This window comes from Leucobacter albus (assembly GCF_039528015.1).
GTDB lineage: Bacteria > Actinomycetota > Actinomycetes > Actinomycetales > Microbacteriaceae > Leucobacter > Leucobacter albus.
Window position 1 is genome coordinate 23,586 of sequence record NZ_BAAAKZ010000016.1, and the last position, 14,951, is coordinate 38,536.

At 64.6% G+C, this 14,951-nt stretch carries 13 protein-coding genes; 2 read left to right on the forward strand and 11 right to left on the reverse strand.

Annotated elements, in window-relative coordinates:
- The first annotated feature begins 8 nt into the window (after positions 1-8).
- Both ABD115_RS14855 and ABD115_RS14860 read left to right on the forward strand, forming a co-directional pair.
- Positions 9-341, forward strand: a complete 333-nt coding sequence (locus ABD115_RS14855; protein ID WP_343962265.1) for a hypothetical protein — start codon at positions 9-11, stop codon at positions 339-341.
- Entirely contained in the window at positions 338-1,579 is a 1,242-nt protein-coding gene (locus tag ABD115_RS14860; RefSeq protein WP_343962267.1) for a C2 family cysteine protease, read from the forward strand. Before ABD115_RS14855 ends, ABD115_RS14860 begins: the two co-directional genes overlap by 4 nt.
- Positions 1,580-1,674: 95 nt before the next feature.
- Here ABD115_RS14860 and eccCa read toward each other — a convergent pair whose 3' ends face one another.
- From eccCa to ABD115_RS14915, 11 genes are all read right to left on the reverse strand, one after another.
- Positions 1,675-5,652, reverse strand: a complete 3,978-nt coding sequence (eccCa, locus tag ABD115_RS14865) for a type VII secretion protein EccCa (RefSeq protein ID WP_343962269.1) — start codon at positions 5,650-5,652, stop codon at positions 1,675-1,677.
- Positions 5,653-5,656: 4 nt separating this feature from the next.
- The gene (locus ABD115_RS14870; RefSeq protein WP_343962271.1) at positions 5,657-6,667 is read right to left on the reverse strand and encodes a hypothetical protein; all 1,011 of its coding nucleotides are present in this window, start codon (positions 6,665-6,667) and stop codon (positions 5,657-5,659) included.
- A 337-nt stretch (positions 6,668-7,004) separates the two neighbouring features.
- The gene (locus ABD115_RS14875) at positions 7,005-8,504 is read right to left on the reverse strand and encodes a S8 family peptidase (protein ID WP_343962273.1); all 1,500 of its coding nucleotides are present in this window, start codon (positions 8,502-8,504) and stop codon (positions 7,005-7,007) included.
- Positions 8,505-9,095: 591 nt separating this feature from the next.
- The gene (locus ABD115_RS14880) at positions 9,096-10,532 is read right to left on the reverse strand and encodes a S8 family serine peptidase (RefSeq protein WP_343962276.1); all 1,437 of its coding nucleotides are present in this window, start codon (positions 10,530-10,532) and stop codon (positions 9,096-9,098) included.
- Positions 10,522-12,012 carry a S8 family serine peptidase gene (locus ABD115_RS14885; protein WP_343962278.1) on the reverse strand — a complete coding sequence of 497 codons (1,491 nt, stop codon included), beginning with the start codon at positions 12,010-12,012 and terminating at the stop codon, positions 10,522-10,524. The genes ABD115_RS14880 and ABD115_RS14885 overlap by 11 nt, the downstream gene beginning before the upstream one ends.
- A gap of 239 nt (positions 12,013-12,251) precedes the next feature.
- Entirely contained in the window at positions 12,252-12,545 is a 294-nt protein-coding gene (locus tag ABD115_RS14890) for a WXG100 family type VII secretion target (RefSeq protein WP_343962280.1), read from the reverse strand.
- 9 nt (positions 12,546-12,554) lie between these two features.
- Positions 12,555-12,971: a YbaB/EbfC family nucleoid-associated protein gene (locus ABD115_RS14895; protein ID WP_343962283.1), complete on the reverse strand. Its 417-nt coding sequence runs from the start codon at positions 12,969-12,971 to the stop codon at positions 12,555-12,557.
- 153 nt (positions 12,972-13,124) lie between these two features.
- Positions 13,125-13,595 carry a hypothetical protein gene (locus ABD115_RS14900; RefSeq protein ID WP_343962286.1) on the reverse strand — a complete coding sequence of 157 codons (471 nt, stop codon included), beginning with the start codon at positions 13,593-13,595 and terminating at the stop codon, positions 13,125-13,127.
- Positions 13,592-14,044, reverse strand: coding sequence for a hypothetical protein (locus tag ABD115_RS14905; RefSeq protein ID WP_343962289.1), 453 nt, complete (start codon positions 14,042-14,044; stop codon positions 13,592-13,594). The genes ABD115_RS14900 and ABD115_RS14905 overlap by 4 nt, the downstream gene beginning before the upstream one ends.
- A gap of 17 nt (positions 14,045-14,061) precedes the next feature.
- Positions 14,062-14,532, reverse strand: coding sequence for a hypothetical protein (locus ABD115_RS14910; protein ID WP_343962291.1), 471 nt, complete (start codon positions 14,530-14,532; stop codon positions 14,062-14,064).
- Positions 14,532-14,936 carry a hypothetical protein gene (locus tag ABD115_RS14915; protein ID WP_343962294.1) on the reverse strand — a complete coding sequence of 135 codons (405 nt, stop codon included), beginning with the start codon at positions 14,934-14,936 and terminating at the stop codon, positions 14,532-14,534. The genes ABD115_RS14910 and ABD115_RS14915 overlap by 1 nt, the downstream gene beginning before the upstream one ends.
- Positions 14,937-14,951: the final 15 nt, after the last annotated feature.

Sequence of the window (14,951 nt, forward strand, 5' to 3'; positions counted from 1 at the left end):
GAACTCGGGTGACAGCTGTCAGCATCATCGCCATCGTCGCCGGCGTCGCGATACTTGCGACACTGCTCGTGTTTGGGGTGATCGGCGTCGGTCGCACCGTTGTCGCAGGCAGCGAGACGCAGCTGTGTGGGGCTCGGGTTGGTGTGGTCGTCGCAGATGACGCTTCGGTACGCCTGCTCGGCACCGACGCTGGCAGGCTTGCGGTCGGTGACAGAGCGCGCATCGGCGCGTTCTGCGTCGTCGAAGTTGTCGGCATCAGCGAGAGCGGCACGAACACTGCACCGGGCGAAGACGTCGACGGTGGGGGCGCCAGCGTGCAGCTACGGTGGCGTCTCTGGTGAGCGGGTTCGGCGACCCGGCCGCGGTCTCAAGCGCGAGCGATTCACTCCGAAAAGCGGCCGCAGCGGCCGAGCACGCACGCTCACTCGCGAACCGCGCCCAGCCTGATGTCTGGCGTGGTCGCGCGGCCGATGCTTACCTTTCTGCGAGCCGAAAGACGCTTCCGGGCGCCGCCCGGCTGAGCGACGCGCTCGAATCGGCCTCGGGAACGCTCGGCCGGTACGCGGCCGTGCAACGCGAGCTGCAGGCTAACTATGAGCGCGCCCAGGCTGACCTCGACCGTTCGGTCGCCGCGCTCAAGCGCAACCCACTCGACGTGTCTGCCGGAATATCGGCCGCTGGGGCACAGCTGGCCGGCCTCGGGGCGCTCGGCAAACTCCAGCATGCCGCGGCCTCGGCTGCGGGTGAGTTGCGCGCCCTCTCTGATGACGATGGCAACGACGGCGCGCACCCGTGGTGGGATCCGTTCGGTTGGTTTACCGAAGATCGTGACCCTGACGACCCAGATCAGCGGGTGTCAGACAACGTGCTCGACGACGACTCATTCACCTCAGACGATGTAGCTCAGGGCCAAATCGGTGACTGCTTTGCCCTCAGCTCGATCGTCTCGCTGCTGAATACCGACGCCGGCGACGACTTCATTCGCGACAACGTGCGCTGGGACCCTGACAAGCAGGGCTACTGGGTCACCCTCTACGAGAACGGGAAGGGTGAAGAGGTTTTCGTCGACCACGTGTACGGCAAAGGTGCCAGACAAAAAGATTGGGAGTGGTTCATCTTCAGCGGCGACAAGCCGTCGATTGCTGCCCTCTACGAGTCTGCCCTGCAGTCGAAGTACGGCTACAGCTATCTCGAGGGCGGGCAGTCGTGGGAGGCGATGGAGAAGATCACGGGCCGCGAGGTCACCCAACAGGCGAACGACGACTACTCAGGGTTCAGCCAGCGCCAGGTCGATTCGCTGCGCGATGTGCTCAACGCGGGCGGGCAGGTTACCGTGTCATCGCCGCGAAGCGGTGAGCACCCCCTCACCGTAGAAGCACCCGACGGGAGCACCCGCCAGGTCGAGCTCGTCACGCAGCACTCGTACGTCGCGACGAAGATCGAGGCCGACGGCAGCATGTGGGTGCGAAACCCCTGGGGGCCAGGCAACTCCGCTGACGGCGGAGGGGAGTTCAAGGTGAGCGCCGAAGATGTTGCCAGAGTGTTCTGGCGCTCGGCATCAACAAACATCACCGACTAGCTGCGATCCGCTGCCGCCAAGACCTCGCGCACCCGCGGGAGCACACAGTGCCCCTGCGGGTGCGCGGCAAGGCCACGGGAGGCGGATCGCCGACGCTACTCGCCCTCGTGTGCTGACGGCACGTAGGCGAGCTGCGCGACCTGGTGGCCGCGCGCACGCGACACGATCTGCGCGCGACCGGGAATACTCGGCACCGCCTTCACCTTGCCGATGAGCTGGCCCTCGTCTGGGCTGCCGCTCAGCAGAATGCCGGTCACGCCGAGGTCGGTCATGCCCTGCAGAATCGGGTCGTACGCGGCACGCGAGGCGCCTCCGCTGCGGCGGGTGACGAACACGTGCAGCCCGACGTCGCTGGCCTGCGCGAGCAGCTGGGCGAGCGGGGCAGCCGGGTTGCCCTGCTGGGTGGCGACAAGATCGTAGTCATCGATCATCACGAAGCCCTCGGCACCCGACCACCAGCTGCGGTTGCGCAGCTGCTCGGTGGTGACCTCGGGGCCGGGCAGGCGGCCGCGGAAGAACTCGACGAGCTCGGCGATCGCCGCTGTCGCTTGCTCGGCGCTCGTGAGATAGGCCCCCAGGTACGCCTCGGGAATCTCGCCGAGGTGCGCCCTGCGGTAGTCGATCATGAAGATGCGCGCGTCACCTTCGGCGTAGTGGCGCGCGATTTCGTGGGCCAGCCCGCGCAGCATCGAAGACTTGCCCGAGCCAGAGTCGCCGTAGAGGAAGAGGTGCGACTCTGTCGCCGGGTCGATGCCGACGGGCGCGAGCGCCGCCTCGTCGAGGCCGAGCAGCAGCTCGCCGGGCGCGGCGGCCGGGTGCTCGCGCAGCTCTTCGAGCGGCAGCACCGAGGGGAGCAGCCGCAGCTTCGGGCCCGGCTCGCGCTGCCAGGCGCTCGAGATCTTCGCGACGAGATCTTCGACACCCTCTGCGAGCGCCTCGCTCGAGCCGACGCCGTCGATGCGCGGCACCGCGATGAGCATCTGCAGCCCGCTCTGGTCGAGGCCGCGGCCCGGCAGCGCGGTGACGTTGCCCGCCGCCTTGCGCGAGATCTCGGAGTCTGCGGAGTCGCCGAGCCTGAGCTCGACCTTGCCGCCGAGCAGGTCTTTCAGCGCCGGGCGAATCTCGAGCCACCGGTTCGCGGTGACGACGAGGTGCACGCCGAGGCCGAGGCCGCGCGCCGCGATCTCTTGCAGCGCGAGGTCGAGCGTCTCGTAGTCGTTGCGCAGCGTGCCGTAGCCGTCGACGATGAGGAAGATGTCGCCGTAGCCGTCGTCGACGAGCCCCTGCGCGCGCCGCGACCGGTAGGTGTCGATCGAGTCGATGCCGTGGGCGCGGAAGAAGCCCTCGCGGGCGTTGAGCAGCGAGGTCACCTCGGCCACGGTACGGCGAATGACCTCGGGCTCGCTGCGGGTCGCGAGGCCCGCGAGGTGGGGCAGCCCGGTGAGACCCGCGAAGCTGCCGCCGAAGTCGATAACGAAGGCCTGCACCTCGTGCGGCGTGTGCGTGAGCGCGAGGGCGGCGAGCAGCGACCGGGCCGCGGTGCTCTTGCCCGACAGCGGCGCGCCGACGATGGCGAGGTTGCCCTGCGCGCCCGACAGGTCGAGCGCGAGGGTGTCGCGGCGCTGCTGCAGTGGCACGTCGACGATGCCGAGCGGCACGGTAAGCCTGCGGTGCTCGCGCCACCGGGGCGCGTGCAGGCCGAGCTCGTAGCTGACCGACAGCTCGCCGAGCAGCTGGTCGAGGCTTGCAGGGTCTTCGAGGGGCGGCAGCCACACCTGGTGGGCCGCCGGGCCGTGGCCGGCCATGCGGCTGACGGCGAGGTCGAAGGTGCTGCGGGTCTCTTCGGGCTCGGCGGCGGCGCGCTCGGCCGCCCGCTGCTCCGCCTCGGCGTTCGCAGACGCGGCCTCCGCGGCCGGGTCGACGAGGCCGTGGGCTGCCGCGGTGAAGGGCACGATGTGTGCCGTCGCGGATCCGCCACCATCGATCGCCTCGACCTTGGCGCGCCGTGCCGGTGGTGGGCCCGACACGTACGCGGCACGGAACTGCGTGAGGTGCTCGTCACTGCCAACCTTCAGCAGGCCGCCGCCCGGCTCCTGCGGCAGGTGGTAGGCGTCTGGCACACCGATGACGCTGCGCGATTCGGCAGCAGAGAAGGTGCGCAGGCCGACACGGTACGAGAGGTGGGTGTCGAGGCCCTTGAGCTTCGACTCCTCGAGGCGCTGCGAGGCCATGAGCAGGTGCACGTGCAGCGAGCGGCCAAGCCGGCCAATCGCCACAAACGTCTCGATGAACTCGGGCTTCGCGCTGAGCAGCTCTGAGAACTCGTCGGCGACGATGAGCAGGGCAGGCAGCGGCGGCAGATCGTCGCGGCCGTTCTTGCGCGCCTTCTCGTACTCGCCGACGTTCACGAAGTTGCCGGCGGCGCGCAGCAGCTCTTGGCGGCGCGTCATCTCACCGAGCAGGGCGTCTTCCATGCGGTCGACGAGGCTAATCTCGTCGCCGAGGTTCGTGATGATCGCAGAGACGTGCGGCATGTCGGCCATTCCAGCAAACGTCGCGCCGCCCTTGAAGTCGATGAGCACGAAGTTCAGCTGCTCGGGCGAGTGCGTGAGCGCGAGCGACAGCACGAGCGTGCGCAGCACCTCAGATTTACCCGAGCCCGTCGCGCCGATGATGAGGCCGTGGGGGCCCATGCCCTGCGACGCAGACTCCTTCAGGTCGAGAATCAGCGGCGCCCCCGACGTGTCTTGGCCGATGGGCACGCGCAGCCGGTCGCGCTCTGGCAGGTAGCGCCACGTTTGGGCGAAGTCGAGGTCGCGCACGTCGGGCATGCGCAGCAGGTCGATGAGCTCTTGCTGCCGGTTGCTGCCGGTCTTGGCGACCTGGCCGCCGCCCTCAACGCTGTGCAGCGGCGCGAGGCGCCTGGCAACCGCCTCTGCCTCGATGACGCTCATGTTGTCTGGGGTGAAGTGGAAGAGCCTGCGCGAGCCCTCGAGCAGGTCGGCGCCGCCGTCGTAGAGTGCGAGCCTGCCGCGGTTGGGGTTGTCTGACTCGTCCCACTCCTGCGGCAGCTCGAGCACGGTCACGCCCTGCAGCCCGCCGCCGAACACGGCGTCGCCGCTCGCGACTCGCGCGCCGTCGACGACGACGAGCACCTGCTGGCCCTCGACGGGGGCGTCGCGCACGAAGCGGGGCCGCTCGCGCACCTCGGTGGGGAGCATGCTCAGCAGCGTGGTGGTGTCTGCCCCGATCATGCGGGCGGGGCCGAGGCTGTCGCGCAGCCTCGGCGACTGCACGTGCGGCAGCCACTTCGCCCACTCCCAGTGGGGCAGCTCGTTGGGGCCTGCAGCGATGACGATGAGCAGGTCTTCGGGGCTCTGCATCGTTGCCAGGTGGGTGATGATGCCGCGTGCGAGCCCGCGCACCCGGTCGAGGTCTTCACCGACGATTTCGAGGGCCTCGTAGCCCGGAATGCGCAGGTAGGTGGGCAGCCCGGCCTGCATCGCGTGGGTAGCGATGAAGCGGTGGGCCGCGGTCGCGGCGACGGGGTCGAGCTGCGCGGCCGGCGGAATCTCGGGGGCCTCAAGCGTGAACACGAGCGGCTGGTCGTTCACGCCGAGCCTGGCGGTGAGGTGGTCTTCGCTCGACGGGTCGCGCTCCCACACCCGCGTGCTGTCTTCGACGAGGTAGCTCAGCGTGCCCGGGTCGGGGTAGCGCCAGTTGCGCTCGCGTCGCTGCGCCCGCGCGCCGTTGCGCACCGTCGTGCGCAGCTCTGCGAGGTAGGCGAGGTACTCGCGCCGCGAGCTCATCAGCTGCGCCTGGCGCTGGGAGCGTTGCCGCCACCCGTTGACGAACACGAAGCCGAGGGCCGAGATGAGAAACATGCCGCCCGTGAGCCACCCGGTTGGGCCGGAGTTTGAGACCGACACCATGATGATGGCGCCGACGCTTCCGAGCATGGGCAGCATCGAAGTGAGGATGCCGCCGCCCCCGTCTGCAGCTTCGAGCTCGGGCGGGGGCTGAACCGACAGGGTCCCTGAAGGGACGCGTGGCGGCGCGAGGCGGCTACTCATTCAGTTATTCTCCACGCTTACCCGCGCGCGATGCGGGGTGGGGCATGTTCTCCTCATACTCATCTTCGAATTTCGGGGCGACGTAGCCGAGACGGTTCGTGCCGCCCTTCTTGTCTGCCGCACCACCGCCCTGGCCGCCCATCATCATGCCGGGCCGGCCAGCGCCAGCGCCCTTCGCGGCGCCCGAGCCGGAGTTGCCGGCCCCGGCGCCCGCAGCGCCCGTGCCCGTGGTGCCGGCCATGCCAGCCGTGCCAGCACCGGCGGCGCCAGCACCGCCAACACCAACACCGAAGCCGCCCGCTCCAAAGCCCGCGCCACTGGCTCCGCCGGCGATCTTCGCGCCAGCAGCAAGCCCGACAGCGCCCAGGCCCGCGGCGCCGAGACCAGCGCCGACGCCAAAGCCCGGCCGGCCGCCCTCGAGCCCGCTGTCGACCGACGGGCCACCCGGCCGCGTCGGCGTCGTGCCGTCGCCACCCGGGTACACCGGCCGTGTGCCACTGCCGTCGTTGCCGTCAGTGCCGCCGCCGTTACCGCCGCCAGAGCCATCTCCGCCGGGGTTGCCCGTGCCGCCAGGGTTCGTGGTGCCCCCTGGCGGGGTCCACCCAGTGCCGCCACCGCCGGGGCCGCCGGGGTAGCTCGGGTAGCCAGCACCGCCACCGCCACCGGGGAAGCTGCCGACGCCGCTACCGCCGCCGGGCCCGCCGAAGTTGCCGCTCGGTGTGCTACCGGTGTCATAGACCAGTGGGGGGACAGGGGTTGGTGCTTTGCCGAACTCAGGGATCGGGTCGAAGCGAATATTCTTGGGAGGCAACTCTCCGCTCCAAGCCAAGATCTGGGAATTGATATGGCCGAATGCCTCCTTGGCGGCGGCCTCACGACCGGAGAGCAATCGGTCCGTGAGCCAGCCAACGGTCTGGGCCCCCACTTTAACGAGCCCAACACCGGCCACTTCAACAGTCTTCGCCCCCTGGTTGACGGCATCGAGAACTCCCTGGGGAATGATCGATGAGGGCAACGATTCTAGCGCCTCCCTCGCCAGGCGCACACGTTCCTGGTTATCGCTCCCCGCAGAGCACGAGTACTGCCCACTACCCGTAATCCGCTGTTGGGTCACATAGAGACCCTCTTGGAGGTATCCAAGGTTGTTGGCGTGAGCCTTCAACCGAGCCAGCAAAGTATCCCCTGATTGGCCCTTCCAGTGCTGCGGTAGCGATGCGATGCTGCGCTGCACTTCAGCCTGCTGTTTGCCGATCGCTTTGATCAGCGTTCCGATACCAGGAGCTGCCCATGGGCCTCCCTCGGCAAGATCCCGCAGTTTCTCTTCGTATTCACCCATTGTCAGCCTCCGAATTTCATACCCGTTGCTGGGCCTGTTGTGTCTTACCTCGACGCGAACGCGACACTGCGATCGGCACGATAATGGCTGTGCCGGCTACTCCAACGACAAGCAGCACGATCGCCACTGTCGCCCATGCCGGCCATTCAGCTGTGGCTTCTGGGCTCGGCTCCTTCGGCCCAATCTCCTCGCTTGTTCCGCTAGGCCAAACCTCTTCGAACGTCGGACCAATGGACCATCGACACAGATCCATGCTCGTAGGGGCGGGTTCCTCGGCCTGTATACATCTCGGGTCATCCGCCGATTCTACGAACAGTGGGTTCTCGTCTGGGTATGTGGCTGGGTCGACGTTCAACAGCGACATCGGATTCGCCAGACCATACCCTTTTTTGCGGTCGACCCACTCTGGTTCGTGCAAACCGTTGGGGCCGGTGGTGCGCATCATCGCCTGCAACACCTGATTCGCGGTCGCCTCAGGGAACTCCTCGAGCCCCAACGCAATGACACCAGCAACCAGTGGAGTCGCAAGCGACGTACCATACCCAAGACTTGGGCCCCACGCTTCAGCCGAAGACGGCACCAACAACTCCGAGCCAGCAGAAAGGAACCCCAGGTTCGAAGACCCCTGCGCTTCCCCGAACATCGGGTCGAGACGGTCACCGCCACCACTGAGAATGTTTCCCTCATTATCCAGCCCAGACACCGCGACGACCCCGTTTAATTTGTACGGATAGTTCAGCCTCGTCTGAGCGGTGATGTCCCCATCCGGGTTCGGCGTACCTGCCACGATCGGAACCCCGGCCCGCAAAGCTGTCTGAAGCGCGGAAGTCCACCCGATGGAATCGCCGTCGACACGGGAGTAAACCACGATATCCGCACCGTCTCTCACCGCGTTCCACGCGGCATAACTATCCGCTCTCCCTAGGAAATAGTCAGGCGAGTCGGAGGGCAAATCAGTGTCGTAGAACTCGCCACGCGCACCATCGTAGTTTTCGCACTTCACCCCACCATCATCACCGGCAGATTCGTTGGGCAACCCGGTCGAATAGAACCACACCTCAGCATCAGGCACAATGCCCCGCGTACCCGGGCCCCCATCAGCCGACGTACCATTCCCAACAAGCATCGCAACAACACTCGTCCCGTGCCCGGCACGCGCCACATCATCACTCACCGCAGGCACCGGGGTGCCAGTATCCGGGAACGCACAATAGCTACCCTTCACCGTAATATTCGCCCCGGCAAGCTCCGCCACATCAGGGTTCAACGCCGCGTCAATGACCGCAATCTTGACACCCTCGCCCGTCGCGCCCTGCGCCTGCAGCTCATCAAACCTCAGACCATCCGCGTACCACAGAGCACTCGAACGCTCATTCTCAGGCAGCGCGACCGCGTTTACGGGTCCCACACCGCCAAGCAGGACCGCCGACACCGCAAGGCCTACAGCTGCGGTCGCCGATCTAACCCCCAACAGGCTTACCCCAAGACGCAACGTCAGACCCACTTGGGGTTTCATGGGTGACCGACCCCGTATTGGGTGGAGACTCTCCGCCGGGCAGAGCTGTTCGCGGGCTAGAGCTCTGTGATGCTGCTGACGTGGCTTCTTCCTCATACTTGCGAAGAAGCGACATGATTTCCGCGTCTTGTGCTGTGAAGTCGTCAAGAGCTTTCACGCCGTTTGCGCAGTCCCGTCGAATGATTTCCAGGTAGTCGACAAACCAAGTTCGGCTCACATCGCCCACCCTCTGCATTGTTCGACGATACTCAAGAGTACCCACAGAAGAGGTTGGCCCGGTGACCTGAGCAACGTCTGACGCACCTGGACCCTCAGGGTCGTGTTTACCAAGCGCAAGCATAATGCCCCGCGCTTCTTCGTCAACTAGGATCTCGTCGCCGCCAGCCATGGGTGTTCCTCCAGGTGTGATGTGGTCTCGGTCCGGTTTGAGTCTAATCGACCTCCGCGTCTATTGGGGGCGAAGTTTTCGATCTGTCACTATCTAGCTGGCCGAGATAGAGCTCGGGTTTCACACGCTACTCGTCGACCACCGAATTGAATGACGTTCGACAGAACACCCACGAGCAAGCCATTGGTGCCAACCATTTGAGGTCAACCGCGCTGCCTCCGTGATCGCGACACCGCGATCGGCACGATAATTGCTGTGCCGGCTACCCCAACGACAAGCAGCACGATCGCTACTGTCGCCCATGCCGGCCAAGCAGCTGAGGCTTCTGAGCTCGGCTCTCGCGGCCCAATCTCCTCGCTTGTTCCGCTAGGCCAAACGTCTTCGAACGTCGGGGTGAAGGCCCAAAAGCACTCGTCCATGCTCGCAGCCGGGGGCTCACCAGGCACAGAGCACCTTGGATCATCCGAAGACGCCGCGAACAGCGGGTTCTCATCAGGGTGCTGGGTTGGATCCGCTTCGAGGAGAGCCTTTGGATTTGCCAGCCCGTACCCTTCTTTGTCGCCACCCCAACGCGGCTCATGCTCCCCTGAGGTGCCGGTGGTTCGCACCATCGCCTGCAACACCTGATTCGCGGTCGCCTCAGGGAACTCCTCGAGCCCCAACGCAATCACACCAGCAACCAGTGGAGTCGCAAGCGACGTACCATACCCGAGACTTGGGCCCCACGCGTCGGCCGAAGACGGCACCAACAACTTCGTGCCAGCAGAAAGGAACCCCAGGTTGCGAGCCCCCAGTGCCTCGCCGAACATCGGGTCGAGACGATCACCGCCACCACTGAGAATGTTTCCCTCATTATCCAGCCCAGACACCGCCACAGCCCCGTTTAATGCGAAGGGAACATTCAGCATGGTCTGAGCGATAATGTCGCCATCCGGGTTCGGAGTACCAGCAACGATCGGAACTCCGGCCCGCAAAGCTGTCTGAAGCGCGGCATTCCACCCAGGAACATCGCCATCGACACGGGAGTAAACCACGATATCCGCGCCGTCTCTCACTGCATTCCACGCGGCATAACTATCCGCTCTCCCCGGGAAATAATCAGGCGAATCAAGGTGCAGATCGGTGTCGTAGAACTCGCCACGCGCACCATCGTAGTTTTCGCACTTCACCCCACCATCATCACCGGCAGATTCGTTGGGCAACCCCGTCGAGTAGAACCACACCTCAGCATCAGGCACAATGCCCCGCGTACCCGGGCCCCCATCAGCCGACGTACCATTCCCAACAAGCATCGCAACAACACTCGTCCCGTGCCCGGCACGCGCCACATCATCACTCACCGCAGGCACCGGGGTGCCAGTATCCGGGAACGCACAATAGCTACCCTTCACCGTAATATTCGCCCCGGCAAGCTCCGCCACATCAGGGTTCAACGCCGCGTCAATGACCGCAATCTTGACACCCTCGCCCGTCGCGCCCTGCGCCTGCAGCTCATCAAACCTCAGACCATCCGCGTACCACAGAGCACTCGAACGCTCATCGGGCGCCAACGGTGCAGCTTCTGCAGCCACCGCGCTACCAAACACGAAGCCACCCAGCAGCACTCCACCAGCAACCATCGACACCACGCTACGCACCATCAGACACCCTCCCTCGAGAGACAACTCCCGCCGCGCGCTTGCGCGAGCGCGACACCGCGATCGGCACGACAATCGCCGTTGCGATCAGCCCTGCGATAAGAACTGCACCACCGACAATTGCAATTGGCACCCATCCAGGGGCCTTCGCTTGCCCGACCTCTGTCGTTCCGCCTGGCACCTCTGGCCCGCTGGGCCACACGACATCAGAGGTCGGATACGCTGCCCACGCACACTTCTCCATCGAGGTCGGAGCTGCTGCTGACGTGTCGCCCGGGTCCAGGCACCTGGGGTCGTCTGGACTCATCACAAAAAACGGGTTCTCGTCGGGGAAACTCGTCGGATCAATTTCAATCAACGACAGAGGCATTGCAATTCCATAGCCGAGTTGTTTACCGCTCCACCTTGGTTCATGCAATCCATCGGCACCCGTCGTACGAATCATCGCATGAAGAACCTGGTTAGCTGTCGCTTCAGGAAATTTTTGCAACCCTAAGGCTAAGGTCCCTGCAACCAATGGCGTCGCAAGTGACGTTCCAAAGCTGTTTTTTGGTTCCCAACCATCTGTTGACGAAGGGGTCAGTACAGAGGAACCTGCCGATAAGAATCCCAGATTATTCGAGCCTTCGGCTTCCCCATCGATCCCCGCTGTTATTCCACCTCCGTTCAGGAGGTTGCCTTCGAAATCAACACCAGAGACACTGACAACGCCGTTCAGCACGAACGGAAAGCGCCGCAGAAGCTGACTCTCAATATCCCCATCTGGGTTATGCGTTCCGACTACAAACGGCACCCCCGAGCGAAGGCCCTCTGTCAAAGCAGTGGCCCATCCGCTGATGTCATCACCAACGTTGGAGTAGACAACAATGTCCGCCCCATCACGGACAGCGTTCCACGCAGCGTACGCACCAGCAGATCCCAAGAAGTAGTCGTCCGAAAGGTACTCCGCGTCCGTATCCTCATAAAACACCCCGCGCGAAGCGTCATACTTCTCACACCCCGCAGTCTCATCAGTCGCTTCTTCGCCAGGCATTCCCGTGGCGTAAAACCACACCTCAGCCTCCGGCGCAATCCCCCGAGTACCCGGCCCACCATCCCCGGCAACACCATTGCCCACCAGCATGGCCACCACATCAGTTCCGTGCGAAGCCCGCTCCGGGTCATCACTCACCGCCGGAACAGTCTTTCCAGTCTCGGGGTACGCACAATACCCGCCCTTCACGGTGATGTTCGCGCCAGCAAGCTCAGGGATATCAGGGTTAATCGCGACATCAATCACCGCGATCTTGACGCCGGCACCAGTCGCGCCCTGCGCCTGGAGCTCATCAAACCCCAACCGATCCGCGTACCACAGCCCAGCGACGCGCTCCTCCTCGGTCAACGAAGCCGCCTGCGCTGGCGACCCACCAGACACCACACCACCCAGCACCGCAGCACCCAGCAGCACACCACCAGCAACCATCGACACCACGCTACGCGCCATCAGACACCCTCCCTTCAAGCCAATACACGCCATCCGGCATTTGCACGCTCCGCCGCACGCCACCCGCCGTGCCGGGGCGCCCATTGCGCGAGCCCGCGGCGTGCCGAGCCCGCGCAGGCGTGCGCTGCAAGCCAGCCGTTCGCCGAGTGGGTTCGTCAACGCCGTTGTCATCGCAGACGGCCACGCGTACCTCCAGGTGTGATTGGTATCGCCCCCACCGCGATTCTATGCGACCCGCGCTACTGCCCGCCAAGCCCGCGAGCAGCGTTCCGGTCTGCGGTGCCATAGTTGTCTGCGAGCTTCGCGAGTTGCGCAGCGATCGCGGTAAGCTGCGCCCCGTGCTCTTCCATGCGTGCACGCAGATGGGTCTGGGAGCGATCGAACGCGGTCTGCGCGTCACCCTCCCATGCGAGCCGAAGCGCGTCAGCGGCATCGCTGAGCTGCTCGAGCTCGTCGTTGATTCCCGACGCTGCATCACCGAGCACCTTGGCGGCGGTGCGGAGTGTTGACGGAGTGACTTCTAGCGTGCTCATCTGGGCTCCCTACCGGTACCCAATATCGCCCGAGCCAGTGCTCGCGCCCGGAAACGCCTCGGAGGCTTCAGCCCGTAACTGGCCGACGAACGGTGAGTCGGTGCCGAGCACCTGCGCGCTTCGGTCGACGGCAGCGAGAGCCGCCTTGCGTTGCGCATCGGCCACGGTGTCGGTGAGCAACTGAGAGAGGCGTGTTGCCGAGAGCTGCGCACCCCGCTCAGTCACAGCCACCCGCAGCACCCTGCCGCCGCTTTGCGCTTCCACGCTCACCTCGCCCTGCGGCGAGCGCGCCGTCGCTGTCAGTGTTGCGATCTCGCCAGCGAGCTGGTCGATGCCAGCGCGCCTGGCCTCAGCCTCGGCTACCTGCGCGTCGACCTTGGCAAGTGCAGCCGCGGCAGCCTCTTGAGCGTCATTCTCTGGTGACATGTTGCCTCTCTTTCGATTCTGCCCATTCGCGGAGCGCATCACAGCGCCGTGACCCACTGAAGCGCAGCCAGGTCGCGACCGGTTGGTAGCAGTGAAGTACACCCTGCGCGCAGGGCACGAACGCCGCGGCAACAATCGCCGCAACTCTTGGCCTCATAGCAGCCCCGCGTTCTGCATTTCGGTGACGAGGGCCTGCAGGTCTTTACCCGATGAGAACAGCAGGAGCGAAAGACTGCCGTCGAGCGCTTCGCCCCCACTCAGCCCCAGCTCGCGGTTGAGTGTCTGCGTTGCTTCTACAACGCCCTCTGCCGGCTCAAACTCTTGGCCTCGAAACGACAGCATCAACTTCGCGCCGGCATTCACCCCGAGCCCTTCACTGACCGCCACCAGCGTGCCACGGAACTGCTCGTCTGTGATCGGATTGGGCCCAAACTGCACTCTGACAGTAATGACTTTCGAAAAGCCCTCCCAGCTCGTCGAGGCATCGACGCCGACAACACCGATGTCGGCGTCGGAGAGCTTCTGGGGCACCTCCCGTGTAAACGTGTCTGGCAGCAGTGAAGCACACCCTGCGAGCAGGGCAACCAACACGAGGGCGACGACCGCCGCTACCTTAGGCCTCATAGCAGCCCCGCATCGCGCAGGTCGCTAACAAACTCCTGCAGCTCTTTGCCGGAGGAGAAAATGATGATCGCGTTGTCGTCATCCACCGCGTCTTCGCCACTCCTGCCAAGTTGTCGGTTCAGCGACTGCAGGGTCTCCGCCACACCGCCCAACTGATCTGGGCCTTCGCTGAAGAACGCTACCGTCAACTTCGCGCCAGAGTTTAACCCCAAGCCTTCGCTCACTGCGACGAGCGAGCGGGTGACCTGATCGGGCGTGATGCCGCTGGTCTCGAAGTAGAGATCAACACTGAGACCCTTGGAGAAACCTTCCCAGTAGGTGCCCGCTTGCACTCTCGAAGCGCCGATATCGGCCGCAGCAACCCTCTCGGGGACCGCTTTCTCATGGGTGTCGGGTAGTAGCGCTGCGCAACCCGCGAGCAAAGCCACCAAGACCACTGCCGCGACCACCCCAACGACCCTGCGCATCACACCAGCCCCGCATCGCGCAGTTCACTAACAAACTCCTGCAGCTCTTTGCCAGAAGAAAGGAAAATCATCGCGTCTTCCCCGTTTACTGCATCAGTGCCACTTCTGCCGAGCTGTCGGTTCAAGGACTGCAGGGTTTCTTCAACGCCACACACCGGTTCCGCGCCATCGGCGAAGAAGGCGATGGACAAACCTGCGCCAGAGTTCATTCCCAGGCCAGCGCTCACGGCAGCAAGCGAATCGATCACCTGGTCCGATGTAATCTCATCGGTCTGAAAACTGAGGTAAACGCTAATTGTCTTGTCAAACCCTTCCCAGGAGGTGCCCACACGCACGTCTGAAGCGCCGATCTCCGCCTCAGCAATCTTTTCCGGGATCGCCTTCTCGTGCGTGTCAGGCAGCAACGCTGCGCAACCCGCGAGCACAGCCACCAAGACCACTGCCGCGGCCGCCCCAACGACCCTGCGCATCACAGCAGCCCCGCATCGCGCAGGTCGCTGACAAACTCCTGCAGCTCTTTGCCGGAGGAGAAAATGAGGATCGCGTCTTCACCGTCCACGACACCGTCACCACTCCTGCCAAGCTGACGGTTCAGCTCCTGGAGGGTTTCCTCAACACCACCGGCAGGCTCAGCACTTCGACCCAAAAAAGCAACGACCAGTTTTGATTGCGAGTTACGGCCCAACCCCTCGCTCACTGTGGCGAGCGACCGAGTGACCTGATCCTGCGTGATCTCATCGGTCTCAAAGCTGAGATGCACCCGAATTCTCTTAGAGAACCCCTCCCAGCCGGTTCCGACGCTCACTTCCGAAGCGCCGACCTCGGCCTCAGCGATCGTTTCGGGGATTACCTTCTCGTGCGTGTCGGGCAGCAACGCTGCGCAACCGGA